This is a genomic window from Bradyrhizobium sp. WYCCWR 13022 (assembly GCF_030435535.1).
Classification (GTDB): domain Bacteria; phylum Pseudomonadota; class Alphaproteobacteria; order Rhizobiales; family Xanthobacteraceae; genus Bradyrhizobium.
In genome coordinates this window covers 715,283-730,337 of the sequence record NZ_JAUIZJ010000002.1, presented here as the reverse complement: position 1 = coordinate 730,337, position 15,055 = coordinate 715,283, and the positions used below count along the sequence as shown (strand labels likewise).

Here is a 15,055-nt window from a genome sequence, read left to right as displayed (position 1 = left end):
CAGTGTGCAAAAACCTGTGCGGAAACTACGGAAATTGCTTGTTAACCAGTCCAAAGCATGGCTGCCGGCCGAACGCAAAGGGGCGGGCATCGCTGCCCGCCCCCGGAGGTTGCCGTCTTCAGGCCTCTAGGCGTTCAGGACAGCCACGATCTCGTAGGTGTCCGGATTGATGATCACGATCTCCTCCTTCACGAGGACGAACTTGTAGGTCCGCCACTCCGGATAGATCGTCACGACCCGCGACGGCAGGGCGTGCAATTCGATGCCCTCGCGCGGAATGCGGGTGCCGACCGAGATCGAGAAGTTCACGTTGGTCACAGGCCGCACGTGCTCCTCGTGGATCACCGAGGTGATCTGGGTGCGCTGCTCGGTCGAGAGCTTGGCGCCGGCGCCAGCCTGGCCGACCGTCGTGTTGGTGCTGCTCTTGCCCTGGGCGCTCTGGTTGGTGCGGGTCTCGGTGCCCTTCTGGTTCTCGGCATTGTTGGTCGAGGCGCCGCTCTTGCTGCCCTCAGCCTTCATGTCCTTCTGGTCCTTGGCGCCGGACTTGCTGGTGTCCTGGCTCATGCTCTTGGACTTGTCCTGCTGACCCTGCGCGCGTTGGTCCATGCGCTGGCTCTTGGTGGCGCCGGACTTCTCCTCGGCCGCGTTCTTGTTCATCTCACGGCCGGAGTGTTCCTCTTTGGCAGCACCGGAGGACTTCTCCTCGGCGGAGGCGCCGGACTTCATCGTGCTGGAGCCGCCAGCCTGGCCGACCGTGCCCTTCTCATGGGTCGATTCCTTGCCCATCGAGCCGCCGCGCTCGGCGGCGCCGCCCGAAGACTGCGAGTGCTGCATCGGCTGAGCGCCGGCACCGCTCTCGTTCTTCATCGTGCCCTGTGCGTTCGCCAGACCGGTGCCTGCGACGAGTGCAAGTGCGGCAACCGAGATCATAAAGCGGTTCAACATCGTATTCTCCTCACGTGTTTCTTTGCGTCATTGCCCGCGCCACCAACGGGAGGAGGTGCCAGTTGTTCCGGAACATCTGCTGTTCCCGGGCATTTGTTTCCTAAACGCGGGATGAACGTCCGCGCCGGATTCACGCCAGACTCTTCGCGTCGAGATTTGTGCAGAGCTTCGGCCAACGAAAAAGGCCGGCTTTTCAGCCGGCCTCGTTGCGTGCGTGAGGTGTAGAACGTCTGACCAGCAAGTGGCCTTGTCAGCAGGTCGCCTTGCCGCAGCGGGCGAGGCCGATCTTTTCCTTGAGGCCCTCGAGGCCGATGGCGCCGACCACGATCTGCTTGCCGATCACGTAGCTCGGCGTGCCGTTCATGCCCATCGCTTCGGCGAGCTTGAAGTTCTCCTCGATGGTGGCGCGCACTTCGGGGTTGGCCATGTCCTTCTCGATTCTGGCGGTGTCGAGGCCCGCTTCCTTCGCCGCCTGCATCGCGCGTGCCTTGTCTGCGGCGCCACGACCGCCGAGCAGCTTCTGGTGGAAGTCGAGATACTTCTTGCCGGTGGGATCCTGCATGCGCACCGCGACGGCGACCTGCGCCGCCTCGACCGAGCCCTGGCTCAGCACCGGGAACTCCTTCAGCACGATCTTCAGCTTGGGATCGGACTTCATCAGGTCCAGCATGTCGCTCATCGCGCGCTTGCAGTAGCCGCAATTGTAATCGAAGAACTCGACGAAGGTGACGTCACCGTCCTTGTTGCCGAGCACCACCTGGCGCGGCGAGTTGAAGATCGCGTCCGAGTTCTGCGCGACGCTGGCCTCGTGCTTCTTGGTCTCGGCGTCGGCCTGGCGCTTGCTGAGCTCGGTCATGGCCTCCTCGAGCACTTCAGGATGGCTGACGAGGTAGTTCTTGATGATCGCCTCGATATCGGTGCGCTGGGCATCCGAGAAGCTGTCGGCCGAAGCCGGTCCCGTTGCGCCGAAGATGGCGAGCGCAAACAGCGCGGGAGCAAACAGGCGCAGCGAAGGCATTGGCAAATCCTCTATCCAGAGCAGGTTTCAAACAAAGTCCCGGCGGACTTAATCGTGGTGTCGTGACGTCAAAGCGGCAGTTCAGGCTTCGGTCTAGTTGCGCGGCGGTTTCGACGCAACGATGTCGTCGGCCCTGACCCATCCGGGCGTGCCGACGGCGAAACGGGTTTTCGCACGCGTGGCGAGCTCGCGAGCGGTCTTGTTGTCGCCGCGCAAATACGCGGCCTGGGCGGAGGCGAGATCCGCCTCGGCATAATCTCCCTTCCGGCCATAGGCCATCGCGAGCTGGGTGAAGCCGATCGGCGCCTCGGGCTCGCGCGCCACCGCGGCACGGAGAATCTTGATGGCGTCGTCCGTGTAGGCCTTATTATCGGTTCCAACCAGAGCCTGCCCAAGTAACATCTCGATGAGGGGGGCATTGTTCGAGAGTGCGACAGCCTTGCGCAGGGGGGCGATCGCGTCGGCCGGCTTGCCGCTTTCCAGCAGGGCCTGGCCGCGGACCTCGTAGAAGTACGGGTTGTTCGGCTGCACCGCGATCAGCGCGTCGATCTGGCTCAGCGCACTGCGCAAATCGCCGTGCAGATAGGTGCTGATGGCGCGGGCATAGCGCGCCGGCAAGCTGTCGTTGGTCTGGGGGTAGCGGCGGTACACCGTCTCGGGCCGCTCCATGAAGGCCGAGATCTTGGCGCGCACCATGTCGTGCCGGAGCTGGAGCGCGGGATCGTCCTTCTTGTCCCAATACGGACTGGTGCTGGCAAACTCCTGGAGCGCCGCGACGCGCTCGGCGGGCATCGGGTGCGACTGGAGATAAGGATCGGCGCCGCGCGCCGCGAACAGGCTCTCGCTGGTGAAGCGCTTGAAGGTCTCGTACATGCCCTTCGGCGACTGCTGGGTCGCGGTCAGGAATTTCACGCCGGCCCGGTCGGCGTTCTCTTCCTGCTGGCGTTGATAGGACAACAGCGAACGGCGGATCATCTCCTGCGGTCCGGCGATCGCGGCGGCGCCGGCATTGGCGAGGCCGTTATTGCCGCCGCGGCTGGCGCCTGCCGCCAGCGCACCTGCGCCAAGCAGCATGGCGATGATCATCTGGGTCTGGGCACCCGCGAGTTGCTCGCGCAGCTTGGCCAGATGGCCGCCGGCCAGATGCCCGGTCTCGTGCGCGAGCACGCCGATCAGCTGGTTCGGCGTCTCCGACTGGAGGATCGCGCCGTAATTGACGAAGATGCGGCGGCCATCGGCAACGAACGCATTGAACGTGCTGTCGTTGATGATCACCATCCGGATATTCTGCTTCTCCAGGCCCGCAACGCGCAGGATCGGGCGCGTATATTCGCGCAGAAGCTGCTCGGTTTCGGTGTCGCGCAGGACCGGCGGTCCTTTGCCCTCCTGCGCCCGCGCCGAGGCGAACGGTGACAGCGCCATGGCCGCTGCCGTGACAACGGCGGTCAGCGTCGAGGCCTTCTTGCGCAATGCGATCTGGAGCAACATCAAACGGTCAGGGTCAAACGGGCGTTGAATGCAGATTTGTGCTTGGTTTTGGCGATTGGCGGCGGACCGGATACGCGATATGCCCTTATGAGCCGTATATTGCGGCTAGTCTGGGGCGCAAGCGCCCTGTTTTCCGGACCGAACGGACCGGTCCGCCAGCGAAATAGCAGAAATCGATGCACGATGCGACATTGAGGAACCGGGTGGGGCAGTGGCTCGAGCCGTCCCGCCGCAGTGATGTTCCCCCGTTCATGGTCATGGACGTGATGGCCGCGGCGGCCCGAATCGAGGCGGCCGGCGGTCACGTCATTCACATGGAAGTCGGCCAGCCCGCGGCGGGAGCTCCGAAGACTGCGATCACGGCGGCGCAGGCCGCGCTTCATCAGGGGCGGATCGACTATACGTCGGCGCTCGGCATCCCCTCCTTGCGCGAGCGCATCGCGCGGCATTATCGCGATGCCCACGGCTGCGCCGTCAGTCCCGACAGGATCGTGGTGACCACAGGTTCTTCCGGCGGCTTCATCCTCGCGTTCCTGTCGATGTTCGAACCCGGCGATCGCGTGGCGGTCACCGTGCCGGGCTATCCGCCGTATCGTCACATCCTCACCGCGCTCGGCTGCGAGCCGGTGCTGATCGAGACCACCAACGACACGCGACACGCGCTGGCCGGCGAGGCGCTGCTGGCGGCCCATCGCAAGGCGCCGCTGAAGGGTGTCCTGGTCGGCAGCCCCGCCAATCCGACGGGAACGATGATGTCCCGCGAGGCCCTCGCAGGCCTGATCGCGGCGTCCGAGGATGCCGGCATTCGCTTCATCTCCGACGAGATCTATCACGGGCTCGACTACGCGTTTCCCGCGGTGACGGCGGCGGCGCTGTCCGACCATGCGCTCGTGATCAACTCGTTCTCGAAGTATTTTTGCATGACGGGCTGGCGCGTCGGCTGGATGGTCGTGCCTGACGTGCTGGTGCGTCCGATCGAGCGGCTCCAGCAGAATCTCTCGATCTCGGTGCCGTCGCTGTCGCAGATCGCCGCCGAGGCTGCGTTCGACGGCACGGCCGAGATGGAGGAGATCAAGCACGGCTACCAGGAAAACCGGCGCATCCTGATCGAGGGATTGCCCAAGGCGGGCCTCAGCAAGTTCCTGCCGGCGGATGGTGCGTTCTATCTCTATGCCGACGTCTCGGATTTCACGTCCGACAGTTTCGACTTCGCCAAGCAGATGCTGGAAAAGGCTCACGTTGCGGCAACACCGGGGGTCGACTTCGATCCGATTCACGGTCGCTCGTTCATCAGATTCTCTTATGCACGATCGGCCGCGGAGATGCGCGAGGCGGTTGACCGGATCGCTCACTGGCTTAAATAGCCGCCAGTTTTAGCGACACTTCCGGAGTGCATCTTGTCTGACCGAATCGTCCAGCCCGCCGCCACCTCGCATTCTCCTCTCGCCGCAGTGATGTGGCCGACCCGGCCCGGCGAAGCCGTCAGCGCAGTTCGCGCTTTCGTGCTGATCGCGATCGGCACCGCGCTGATGACATTATCCGCCAAGGTGAGCCTGCCGCTGCCTTATGTGCCGATGACGTTGCAGACGCTCGTCGTGCTGGTGATCGGCGCCGGCTATGGCTGGCGTCTTGGCAGCGCAACCATGATTGCCTACCTCGCCGAAGGTGCGGTGGGGCTGCCGGTGTTCGCCGGCCCGGTCGGAGGAATTGCACCGCTGGTCGGCCCGACCGCGGGTTATCTCTACGGCTTCGTGGCTGCCGCTTTCGTCACCGGCTGGCTCGCCGAACGCGGCTGGGATCGCAATGTCATGCTGTTGTTTGCGGCGATGGCGGTCGGCCACGTCGTTATTTTCATCGGCGGCTTCGGTTGGCTGGCCTATGGCATCGGCCTCGGCGCGACCAAGGCTTGGGCCGTCGGCGTTGCCCCGTTCATCCTCGCCTCCGTCATCAAGAATGCGCTCGGGGCGGCGCTGATGCCGGCTGCGCGTCGGATCGTCGACAGCCGCGGCTAGATTCCACCGTACGGAATGTTCCAATTGACAGGGCCGGCCAAGTTGATCTTGGTTGGCTCTGATTTTTCAGGGGGAACGAAACAATGACAACGACAACGATGGCCGGCGCGCCGGCCGCACCTGCTACGGCCAAGCCGTGGTATAAAATTCTCTACGTACAGGTGCTGATCGCGATCCTGCTCGGCGCGATCGTCGGCTGGCTGTGGCCGCACGTCGCCACCAACGACTGGATCAAGGCGCTCGGCGACGGCTTCATCAAGCTGATCAAGATGGTCATCGCCCCGATCATCTTCTGCACCGTGGTCTCCGGCATCGCCCACATCCAGGACGCCAAGAAGGTCGGACGTATCGGCATCAAGGCGTTGGTCTATTTCGAGGTCGTCTCCACCTTCGCGCTGGTGATCGGCCTGATCATCGGCAACGTGATCAAGCCAGGCGCGGGCTTCGGCAATGCCGCCGCCAATGCGCAGGCCGTCGCCGGTTTCGCCAAGCAGGCGGAGGCGCAGAAATCCGTCGACTTCATCCTGCACATCATTCCCGACACCGTGGTCGGCGCCTTCGCGCAGGGCGAGATCCTGCAGGTGCTGCTGTTCTCGGTGCTGTTCGGCTTCGCCATCATGGGGCTCGGCGAGCGCGGCCACGTGATCCGCAGCTTCATCGACGATGCGGCGCACGCGGTGTTCGGCGTGATCTCGATCGTGATGCGTGCCGCACCGGTCGGCGCCTTCGGCGCGATGGCCTTCACCATCGGCAAGTTCGGGACGGGTGCGATCCTCAACCTGATGGGCCTCATCGCGACGTTCTACCTCACTGCCGCGCTGTTCGTGTTCGTCGTGCTCGGCATCATCGCGCGGCTCGCCGGGTTCTCGATCTTCAAGTTCCTGGCCTACATCAAGGACGAATTGCTGATCGTGCTCGGCACCTCGTCCTCCGAGAGCGCGCTGCCGTCCATGATGGAGAAGCTCGAGCGCCTCGGCTGCTCCAAGTCGGTGGTCGGTCTCGTGGTGCCCACGGGCTATTCATTCAACCTGGACGGCACCAACATCTACATGACGCTGGCGACGCTGTTCATCGCCCAGGCGCTCGGTTTCGATCTCAGCTTCGGCCAGCAGCTCACGATCCTTGTCGTGGCGATGCTGACCTCGAAGGGCGCCTCCGGCATCACAGGCGCGGGCTTCATCACGCTGGCGGCGACGCTCGCCGTGGTCGATCCGCGCCTCGTGCCGGGCATGGCGATCGTGCTCGGCATCGACAAGTTCATGAGCGAGTGCCGCGCGCTGACCAATCTCTGCGGCAACGGCGTCGCCTGCGTGATCGTCGCCTGGTGGGAGGGTGAGCTCGATCGCGACAAGCTCAATGCACGCCTGAGCCAGCAGATCGATCCGACCGACATGGAAACCGCCGTCACGACGGACTGACCCCGATCCAACGGCGCGGCGCGCCGTCAGACCTTGAAGTAGTAGGGCTGGTCGAGATCCTCGATCAGCCCTTTTTCTTTCGGCGTCCAGCCGAGAGCGGCGCGCGTTTTCGCGCTCGATGTCGGGACGTCGACGGCCGCAAAACGCGCGAGCCAGCCGAAATGCGCCTCGGCTTCTTCAGGCGTTTTCGAGACCACGGGCACGCCGAGCCGTTTCCCGATCACCTCCGCAATCGTTCTGAACGAGATGCCTTCCTCTGCGATCGCGTGATAACGGCGAGCGGACGCACCTTGCTCGAGCGCAAGACGATAGACGCGGGCGGCGTCGACGCGGTGCGCGGCAGGCCAGCGGTTGTTGCCGTCGCCGATATAGGCGGCCGCGCCTTTCTCGCGCGCGATCGCAATCAGGCGCGGCACGAAGCCGTGGTCGCCTTCACCATGCGTGGTGGGGGGCAACCGCACCATGCCGGCGCGGACGCCTTGCTCGATGAGATCTTCGGCCGCGGCTTCCGACACGCGCGGGAAGTGACGGGCCGTCACATCGTCTTCGGTTGCAAGACGTCCGGGCGCGAGCAGCGCTACGCCTGAGGTGACGATGAGCGGACGCGTGGAGCCTTTGAGCTCCTCGCCGAGCGCCATGATGGCGCGGCGGTCGAGCTCGCAGTTCTCGGTAAATTTGGTGAAGTCGTGATTGAAGGCGAGGTGCAGCACGCCGTCCGATGCGGCCGCGCCGCTGCGCAAGGAGGCATGGTCCTCGAGGGATCCCCGATGGACCTGAGCGCTCATTCCGGTGAGGGCTGCAGCACCTGCATCAGAGCGGGCGAGCCCGAGGACGCTGTGGCCGGCGGCGATCAGGTCCGCAACGACGGCGGAGCCAACGAAGCCGGTGGCGCCAGTGACGAATACACGCATGAGCAGGTCTCCAAAGTTGGTACGAGCCAACATCTGCGCTAGAATTATCCGGGTAAAGTAGTGACATTATCAGGGTATAATAGATAACAGGATGAGCGAGATCGCCAGCGAGAATCTGCTCGGAACCTATCTGAAGGACCGGCGCACCCGGTTAGATGCGGCCGCGTTCGGCTTCGGCGGCAGCCGCCGGCGCACGCCGGGGCTACGGCGCGAAGAGGTGGCGCAGCGGGCAAATATCAGCCCGACCTGGTACACCTGGCTGGAGCAGGGCCGTGGCGGCGCGCCGTCTGCCGATGTGCTCGAACGGATCGCCCGTGCGCTGATGCTGACCAATGTCGAGCGCGAGCATCTGTTTTTGATCGGGCTCGGCCGTCCGCCCGAGGTCCGTTACCAGGCGAGCGAAGGCGTCTCGCCACGGCTTCAACGGGTGCTCGACGCGCTGGAGACGAGCCCCGCCATCATCAGGACCATGACCTGGGACGTTGTCGCCTGGAATCGTGCGGCCACGATGGTGCTGACCGACTACGCGAAGCTCCCGCCGGAACGGCGCAACATCCTGCGCCTGATCTTCTGCGAGCCGCATGTGCGGGCCGCACAGTATGATTGGAGCAGCGTGGCGCGCTTCGTGGTCGCAGCGTTCCGGGCGGACGCCGCGCGCGCGGGCGCGGTCTCGCATGTCGCGCAGTTCGTCGACGAACTCTGCCGCGAGAGCCCCGAGTTTGCGAAACTGTGGGCCGACAACGACGTCCGCTCCCATGGCGAGGGCGTCAAGCATCTGCGCCATCCCGTGCTCGGCCCGATCGCGTTCGAATATTCGGCCTTCGCGGTCGATGGTCGGCCCGATCTGGGCATGGTCGTCTATAACCCGGCGACGCCCGATGACGCCGCGCGTATCAGAGCCGTCCTCGCCGCAAAGGTCGACTGACGGAATCGGCGAGCTCGCACGTTTAACCGGCATCTGATGTCGGAGCGGCGGGCGGTATCGTGGGCAATGCGACTGTGGACAGGATCGTACGCGAGGCGGCGGAGCATTTTGCGGCCGGTCGGCCGGATCGGGCGGAGTTGCTTTGCACCGAGGTCTTGAGATCGGAGCCGGGCCATTTGCCGGCGCTGCATCTGGCCGCGATCGCTGCCTTCGTCACCGACCGTGCCGCCGACGGCGCGGCACTGCTCAACCGGGTCTTCACGATCGATCCCGACCATGCGCCCGCGCTGGTGACGCTCGGCGATGCGCTCGCCGTGAAAGGCGAGCACGAGGGCGCCGTGGCCGCGTTCCGGCGTGCGCTGCGCAGGCGGCCCGATGATGCCGGCCTGCACAACAAGCTCGGCGTGGCACTCGGCGAGCTGTCACGCTTCGGCGAGGCCGAGACGGCCTATCGCCGTGCGATCGCGCTCGATGCCCATCTGACGCGCGCATGCTTCAACCTTGCCGTTGCACTCGCCGGACAGGGACGGCTGACCGAGGCGGAGGACGCCTATCGCGCCGTGATCGCGCGCGAGCCGGCTTTTCGCGGCGCCTGGCTCAATCTCGGCAACGTCCTTGCGGACCAGAACAGGCTTGGCGATGCGGTAACCGCCTATCGCCGCGCGCTTCAGCTCGATCCCGATGACGTCGGGCTGCTATGCAATCTCGGCGCGGCGCTCTATCGGCAAGGATTGCTCGAAGAGGCCATCGCGCAGTACCAGCGTGCCATCGCGCTCGCGCCCGACAATGTCGCGGCGCTGCGCCTGCTTGGCCTCGTCCTGCATGAAGCCCGCCATTTGCAGGAGGCCGCAGATGTCTACCCGCAGACATTCGCTGCTGATCCTGACGATCACACGATCGCCACCAATCTCGGCGCCTGTCTCTCCGATCTCGGCGAGCTCGACGGTGCCGTCGCGGCCTGCGAGCGCGCATTGCTGCTCAAGCCCGACCACGCGCCGGCCTACACCAATCTCGGCATCATCTTCGAGAAACAGCAGCGCGTCACCGATGCGGTGGCCGCGCATCGCCACGCGGTTGCTGTCGATCCATCCTATGCCAAGGGCCACGCCAATCTCGCGGTCGCGCTGCGCAATGCCGGCGAGCTCGACGAAGCGCTTTCGGTCTCGGCCCATGCCGTCGCGCTCGATCCGGAGCAGCCGCTGGCGCAATACAACCACGCGCATTTCCTGCTGATGAACGGCCATTTCGCCGAGGGGTTCGACGCCTATCGCTGGCGCCGCAAATGCAAGACGCTGTCGGACGGCGATCCCCATTTCGACGAGCCGGAATGGCAGGGCGAGCCGCTCGCAGGCCGGACGCTGCTGCTGTTCGCCGAATACGGCCTCGGCGATGCCCTGCATTTCGTGCGCTATCTGCCGATGTTGACCGGGAAGGGCGGCAGGATTGTTTTGCAGGTGCAGCCCGCGGTTGCGACGCTGTTGCGGCAACTGCCCGATGTCACCGTGATCCCGCGCGGCGAGGCGCTGCCGCGGTTCGATCTGCAACTGCCGCTGATGAGCCTGCCGCGCCTGTTCGGCACCACGCTTGACAATCTGCCTGCTGAGGTCCCGTATCTGCATGCGGATCCCGAGAAGGTTTCACGCTGGCAGGCCGCGCTCGGTCGCGAGGCGCGGCTGAAGGTCGGCGTGGTCTGGGCCGGCAATCCCAAACACAAGGGCGACCGGCAGCGTTCGCTGTCGGCCGAGGCCGTGCTGCCGCGCCTGGTGATGCCGGGCGTGCAGCTCTACAGCCTGCAAAAGGAGCCGCGCCTTGAGGACGGTGCCGTGCTGGCAGCGCTTGGCGACGACGTCATCGATCTCGCGCCCGCGCTCGGCGATTTCACGGATACGGCGGCGGCTGTGGCGACGCTCGATCTCGTCATCGCCGTCGACACGTCGGTGGCGCATCTGGCCGGCGCGCTCGGCCGTCCGGTGTGGATGCTGACGCCTTACGCGCTCGACTGGCGCTGGCTGCGCGATCGCGAGGACAGCCCGTGGTATCCGACCATGCGTCTGTTTCGCCAGCGCAGGCCCCGCGAATGGGATGATCCGCTGATGCGTCTGACGGCGGCGCTCGCAGCGCTTGCTGCGAAAGCGGAGAGCTAGCTAGAACCGCTCCGGCCGGTACGGCGTCGGATCGATCGACGGCGTCTCGCTGTTCATCATCTCCGCGAGCAGCCGTCCGGTGGCGGGGCCGAGCGTGAAGCCCTGATGGCCGTGGCCAAAGTTCATCCAGAGGCCCGGGTGGCGCGGGGCACGGCCGAGTACGGGCACCATGTCTGGCGTGCAGGGGCGGGTGCCGAACCACGGTTCGGGTTCGGCGCGCTTGCCGAGATCGATCAGCTCACGCGCGGAGGCTTCGGCACTGGCGAGCTGCACCGGCGTTGCCAGCGCATCGGGCCTCGTCAACTCCGCGCCGGTGGTGATGCGGATGCCCTTGGCCATCGGGCCCATGGCGTAGCCGCGGCCCTTGTCGACCAGCGGCAGATCGAGCGAGGCACCGCCGCTGTAATGCATGTGGTAGCCGCGCTTGCGCACCAGCGGGATGCGATAGCCGAACTTGTGCAACAGATCCGGCGACCACGGCCCGAGGGTGACGACGGCGTTGGCGGCATCGACGCGTCCAGTGTCGGTGTTGACGGACCATCCGGTCGCGGTCTGCTGCAGCGACTGCGCATCGCCGAGCACGATCTGACCGCCGAGGCGCTGGAACAGCTCTGCATAGGCGGTCACCAGCGCGCCCGGATCGGACACCGTCCAGGTATCGAGCCAGTGGATCGCGCCGGGAAGGTCGTCGCGCAGGATCGGCTCGGCCTTGGTCAGCTCGCTGCCGGAGAGCACGCGAAAATTCACGCCGAACTCGCGGCGGTCTGCTTCCGCGTCATTGATCGCGTGCTCCATGGCGGCGGGATCGCGAAACAGCGCGCGATAGCCGGCGCGGCGGATCAGATTGCCGGCATGGGCTTCGCGAATGAGGACGTCGTGCTCGGGCGTCGCATGGGCGATCAGGCGGGCCCAGGCGGCGATCGCCTCGCGATGCCGCTTCGGCGCCGAGTGCCACCAATAACGGAGCAGCGGCTCGACGTGACGATGCAGCGAGGAAAAACTGTAGCGCACATCGTTGGTGCGCCCCGTGGCGATGTTCAGGAGTGAGGAGAGGTCGCGCGGCATCGGATAGGGCCGCACGGCCTCGGCCTGGATCATCCCGGCATTGCCGTAGCTGGTCTCGCGGCCCGGCTCCCTGCGGTCGACCAGCGTGACCGCCCAGCCGCGCTGCCGCAAATGCACGGCGGCGCCCACGCCAACCATGCCGCCGCCGAGAATGATTGCGCTTTGCATCGGCAGAGCTCTCCTGTCAGACCGGCTTCGGCGCAAGCCTGGGCTGCGCGGTGTTGATAGTCGCGGCGACGACGACCGACATCGCCGTCATCGCGACCAGGAAGCCGAAGGCCGCGTCGAACGATCCTGACCCGGTCACGATGAAGCCCATGATGGCGGGCGCGACGAAGCCCGCGCTCTGGCCGCCGAGATTGACCATGCCGATGCCGGATCCGATCTGGTCGTCACGCAGCAGCTTTGTCGGAAGTGCTACCACCGAGGCCAGCACGAAGGATTTGAAGAAGTAGACCACCGATTGATAGACGATCAATGCGGTGATCGTCTCCGCCTTGTACATGGCGTAGAGGAAGATGCCGGTCAACGCGGAGCTGCCGATCAAGAGATATTTTTCGCGCTCGGCGAAGAACGTGGTCATCACCCAGCCGCCGATCGCGGTCGCGAACGTCGCCATCACGAACGGGATCGGCGCCACCACGCCGACGGTCTTGAGGTCGAGCCCGCGCTGCTGGAGCAGATAGAGCGGCATCCAGGAATCCAGGCCCTTGTTGACGCAGGAGAGGCCGAACCACACCACCATCAGCTGCCACAGCAGCGGATTCTTCATCAGCTCGCGCATCGGCGCGCGGGGCTTTGCCGTCACCGGCCCCACGCCGATACGCGCGAGATGCGGAACAAAGACGAAATAGATCGCCGCGAACAGGACGCCGGCGATTCCGATGGCATTGAAGGCATGACGCCAGCCCAGCCAGAGGATCAGCGGCGCCATGATCAGCGGCGCGACCATGCTGCCGGCATAGTTCGACGACAGCAGCAGCGCCGACATCTTGGGCCGGCTGTCCTTCCTGAACAGCTCAGCGATGGCGCGAATGCTCGCCGGCGGAAAGCCGCCCTCGGCGATGCCGAAGATGAAGCGGATTGCGATCAGCGAGGTCAGCGACCAGGCAAGGCTCGTGAACGAGGTGAACAGCGACCACATCACGATGGTGACGATGACCACATATTTCGAGCCGAAGCGGTCGGAGAGCCATCCGCCGGGCACCTGCATCGCGGCGTACCCCAGGAAGAACGCGCTGATGACGATGCCGAGATCGGCAGCCTGGAGATTGAAGTCCTTGCCGATCTGCGCCAGCGCCAGCGAGATCGCTGCGCGGTCGATGTAGGAGATGCAATAGGCGAGATAAAGCAGGACGAAGGCGACGATTCCGGTCTTGCGGTTCGACAATTCGGCCATGTGGATCTCCGTGATGCCGGCGACCCGGCGGTCATGCCTGCTTGGTTTGTTCCGGGGGTCTATTCCCAGGCGAGGAAGCCGGGCGCAGACGCCAACGGCGGCGCTGCGGCAAGCCGTGCGAGGTCCGGCACCGGCCGGCACATCTGCGCGTCATTCGCGAATGCGGCCTCGATGCTCGCGGCAACCGCGAGCACGATGGCGTCGCCGCCGCGCGGGCCGACGATCTGGAGGCCGAAAGGAAGCCCGGCTTCGTCGACGCCGAGCGGAATGCTGATCGCGGGATGGCCCGGCAGCGTCACGGCGTAGGCGAGCGCGAGCCAGTGGAAATAGGATTTCGTCGGCACCCCGTCGATCTCGGCGGGATAGAGCTCCGACCAGGGCCGTGGACTGAGCGTGATGGTCGGACTGATCAGCACATCGTGGCTTGCGAAGAAGCTCTGATAGGCGCGATAGATCCGCGTCTGCGTCGTCGCGGCGCGCCCGTGGTCTTCCAACGTGTAGCTCAGCCCTTCCTCGACATTGGCGCGGACATTGGGGCCGAGCATCTCGGGCCGTTCCTTGTAGTTCTTGCCGTGCATCGCCAGGAACAGTCCGGCGCGCAGCACGGCGAAGGCATCGTCCGCGCCGGTGCAGTCGGGCGTCGCCTCGCCGCATTCGGCGAATAGCGGCGCGAGCTTTTTCACGCGATCGCGGAAGACGCGGCGGATGGCCTGCTCCGTCGGCGCGAAGCCGAAATCTTCGGTGAAGGCAAGGCGCAGCTTGCCGAGTTCCGCGGGACGCGGCGCGGCCCAGCGTTCGGCGCGTCCGCGCAAGGGCTCGCCGGGAAGCGTGTAGGCAAGTGGATCGCGGGCATCGTCGCTCGCCATCGCCGACAGCATCAGCGCGGTATCGGCGACGTTGCGCGCCATCGGTCCGTCGGTCGACAGGTTGGACCAGCCAAAGGCGCGCTTCTCGCTCGCCACGAGGCCATAGGAGGGACGCATGCCGACGATGCCGGCATAGCCCGCGGGATTGCGCAAGGAGCCGCCGGTGTCGGAGCCCGAGGCGAGCGGGGCCATGCCGCAGGCGAGCGCGACCGCCGAGCCGCCGGAGGAGCCGGCGGCCGAGCGCGCGGGATCGAAGGGATTGCCGGTCGCGCCGAACACGGGATTGCGCGTGTTGCCGCCCGCCGCCCATTCCGGCGTGTTGGTCTTGCCGAAGATGATGGCGCCGGCGGCGCGCAGCCGCGCGACCGAGCCCTGATCGGCGGCCGGCACGTTGTCGCGCAATAGCGGGCTGCCGTAGGTGGAGCGCATCCCGGCGGTGTCCTGCGTGTCCTTGATCAGGACGGGAAGCCCGTGCAGCGCGCCACGATCCTCGCCACGCAGGATCGCGGCCTCGGCTTGCTTTGCCGCGGCGCGTGCGCCTGGCTCGTCGAGTGTCACGACGGCGTTGACGGCAGCATTGGTGGTGGCGATGCGCGACAGGCAGGAATCGAGCAGTTCGACGGGGGAGATCGCCCGCGCGGCCAGCAGGCGGCGCAGCTCAACGGCACTCGTGTCACACGGTTCGGACAACGCCAGCCCCTTTCAAATTATGAAAACGATTTAGCATATCGGAAAGTAGGGCCGGCGCACCAATATTCGTCAAAGTCGGCTACTTCATGCACAAATCCTGGCTTTCATGCCCAGGAGGCCACCGTCGAAGGTATCCAGGGGTGCGATAAGCCGAAAATATTAGGCCGATCCGCA

Annotated in this window: 12 protein-coding genes; 5 read left to right on the top strand and 7 right to left on the bottom strand. The window is 65.5% G+C overall.

Annotated elements, in window-relative coordinates:
- Positions 1–126 precede the first annotated feature (126 nt).
- The 3 genes from QY049_RS04560 to QY049_RS04550 form a co-directional block, all read right to left on the bottom strand.
- On the bottom strand, positions 127–945 hold the full coding sequence (locus QY049_RS04560; RefSeq protein WP_301269072.1) for a DUF1236 domain-containing protein: 819 nt from the start codon (positions 943–945) through the stop codon (positions 127–129).
- 250 nt (positions 946–1,195) lie between these two features.
- Positions 1,196–1,963 (bottom strand): DsbA family protein, encoded by a 768-nt coding sequence (locus tag QY049_RS04555; protein WP_194476131.1) that lies wholly within the window; start codon positions 1,961–1,963, stop codon positions 1,196–1,198.
- Between the two features lie 93 nt (positions 1,964–2,056).
- Positions 2,057–3,451 carry a M48 family metalloprotease gene (locus tag QY049_RS04550; RefSeq protein ID WP_258761858.1) on the bottom strand — a complete coding sequence of 465 codons (1,395 nt, stop codon included), beginning with the start codon at positions 3,449–3,451 and terminating at the stop codon, positions 2,057–2,059.
- Positions 3,452–3,627: 176 nt separating this feature from the next.
- Here QY049_RS04550 and QY049_RS04545 point away from each other — a divergent pair, with 176 nt between their 5' ends.
- The 3 genes from QY049_RS04545 to QY049_RS04535 all read left to right on the top strand — a co-directional run bounded on the left by QY049_RS04545 (position 3,628) and on the right by QY049_RS04535 (position 6,881).
- Positions 3,628–4,815 (top strand): pyridoxal phosphate-dependent aminotransferase, encoded by a 1,188-nt coding sequence (locus tag QY049_RS04545; protein ID WP_301269071.1) that lies wholly within the window; start codon positions 3,628–3,630, stop codon positions 4,813–4,815.
- 90 nt (positions 4,816–4,905) lie between these two features.
- Positions 4,906–5,463 (top strand): biotin transporter BioY, encoded by a 558-nt coding sequence (locus QY049_RS04540; protein ID WP_301269262.1) that lies wholly within the window; start codon positions 4,906–4,908, stop codon positions 5,461–5,463.
- Positions 5,464–5,546: 83 nt separating this feature from the next.
- Positions 5,547–6,881: a dicarboxylate/amino acid:cation symporter gene (locus QY049_RS04535; protein WP_194476128.1), complete on the top strand. Its 1,335-nt coding sequence runs from the start codon at positions 5,547–5,549 to the stop codon at positions 6,879–6,881.
- Positions 6,882–6,907: 26 nt separating this feature from the next.
- On the opposite strand, the gene QY049_RS04530 is transcribed toward QY049_RS04535, so the two are convergent.
- Positions 6,908–7,792: an SDR family oxidoreductase gene (locus tag QY049_RS04530; protein ID WP_301269070.1), complete on the bottom strand. Its 885-nt coding sequence runs from the start codon at positions 7,790–7,792 to the stop codon at positions 6,908–6,910.
- Between the two features lie 91 nt (positions 7,793–7,883).
- On the opposite strand from QY049_RS04530, the gene QY049_RS04525 reads away from it, so the two are divergent.
- Together QY049_RS04525 and QY049_RS04520 are read left to right on the top strand one after the other, a co-directional pair.
- Positions 7,884–8,717, top strand: a complete 834-nt coding sequence (locus QY049_RS04525; protein ID WP_301269069.1) for a helix-turn-helix transcriptional regulator — start codon at positions 7,884–7,886, stop codon at positions 8,715–8,717.
- Positions 8,718–8,791: 74 nt separating this feature from the next.
- Complete coding sequence (locus QY049_RS04520) at positions 8,792–10,861, top strand: tetratricopeptide repeat protein (RefSeq protein ID WP_301269068.1); 2,070 nt, start codon at positions 8,792–8,794, stop codon at positions 10,859–10,861.
- Here QY049_RS04520 and QY049_RS04515 read toward each other — a convergent pair whose 3' ends face one another.
- The 3 genes from QY049_RS04515 to QY049_RS04505 are packed head-to-tail and all read right to left on the bottom strand — an operon-like array spanning position 10,862 to position 14,881.
- Positions 10,862–12,094 (bottom strand): FAD-binding oxidoreductase, encoded by a 1,233-nt coding sequence (locus tag QY049_RS04515; protein WP_301269067.1) that lies wholly within the window; start codon positions 12,092–12,094, stop codon positions 10,862–10,864.
- A 16-nt stretch (positions 12,095–12,110) separates the two neighbouring features.
- Complete coding sequence (locus QY049_RS04510; RefSeq protein ID WP_301269066.1) at positions 12,111–13,325, bottom strand: MFS transporter; 1,215 nt, start codon at positions 13,323–13,325, stop codon at positions 12,111–12,113.
- A 59-nt stretch (positions 13,326–13,384) separates the two neighbouring features.
- Positions 13,385–14,881 (bottom strand): amidase, encoded by a 1,497-nt coding sequence (locus QY049_RS04505; protein WP_301269065.1) that lies wholly within the window; start codon positions 14,879–14,881, stop codon positions 13,385–13,387.
- Positions 14,882–15,055: the final 174 nt, after the last annotated feature.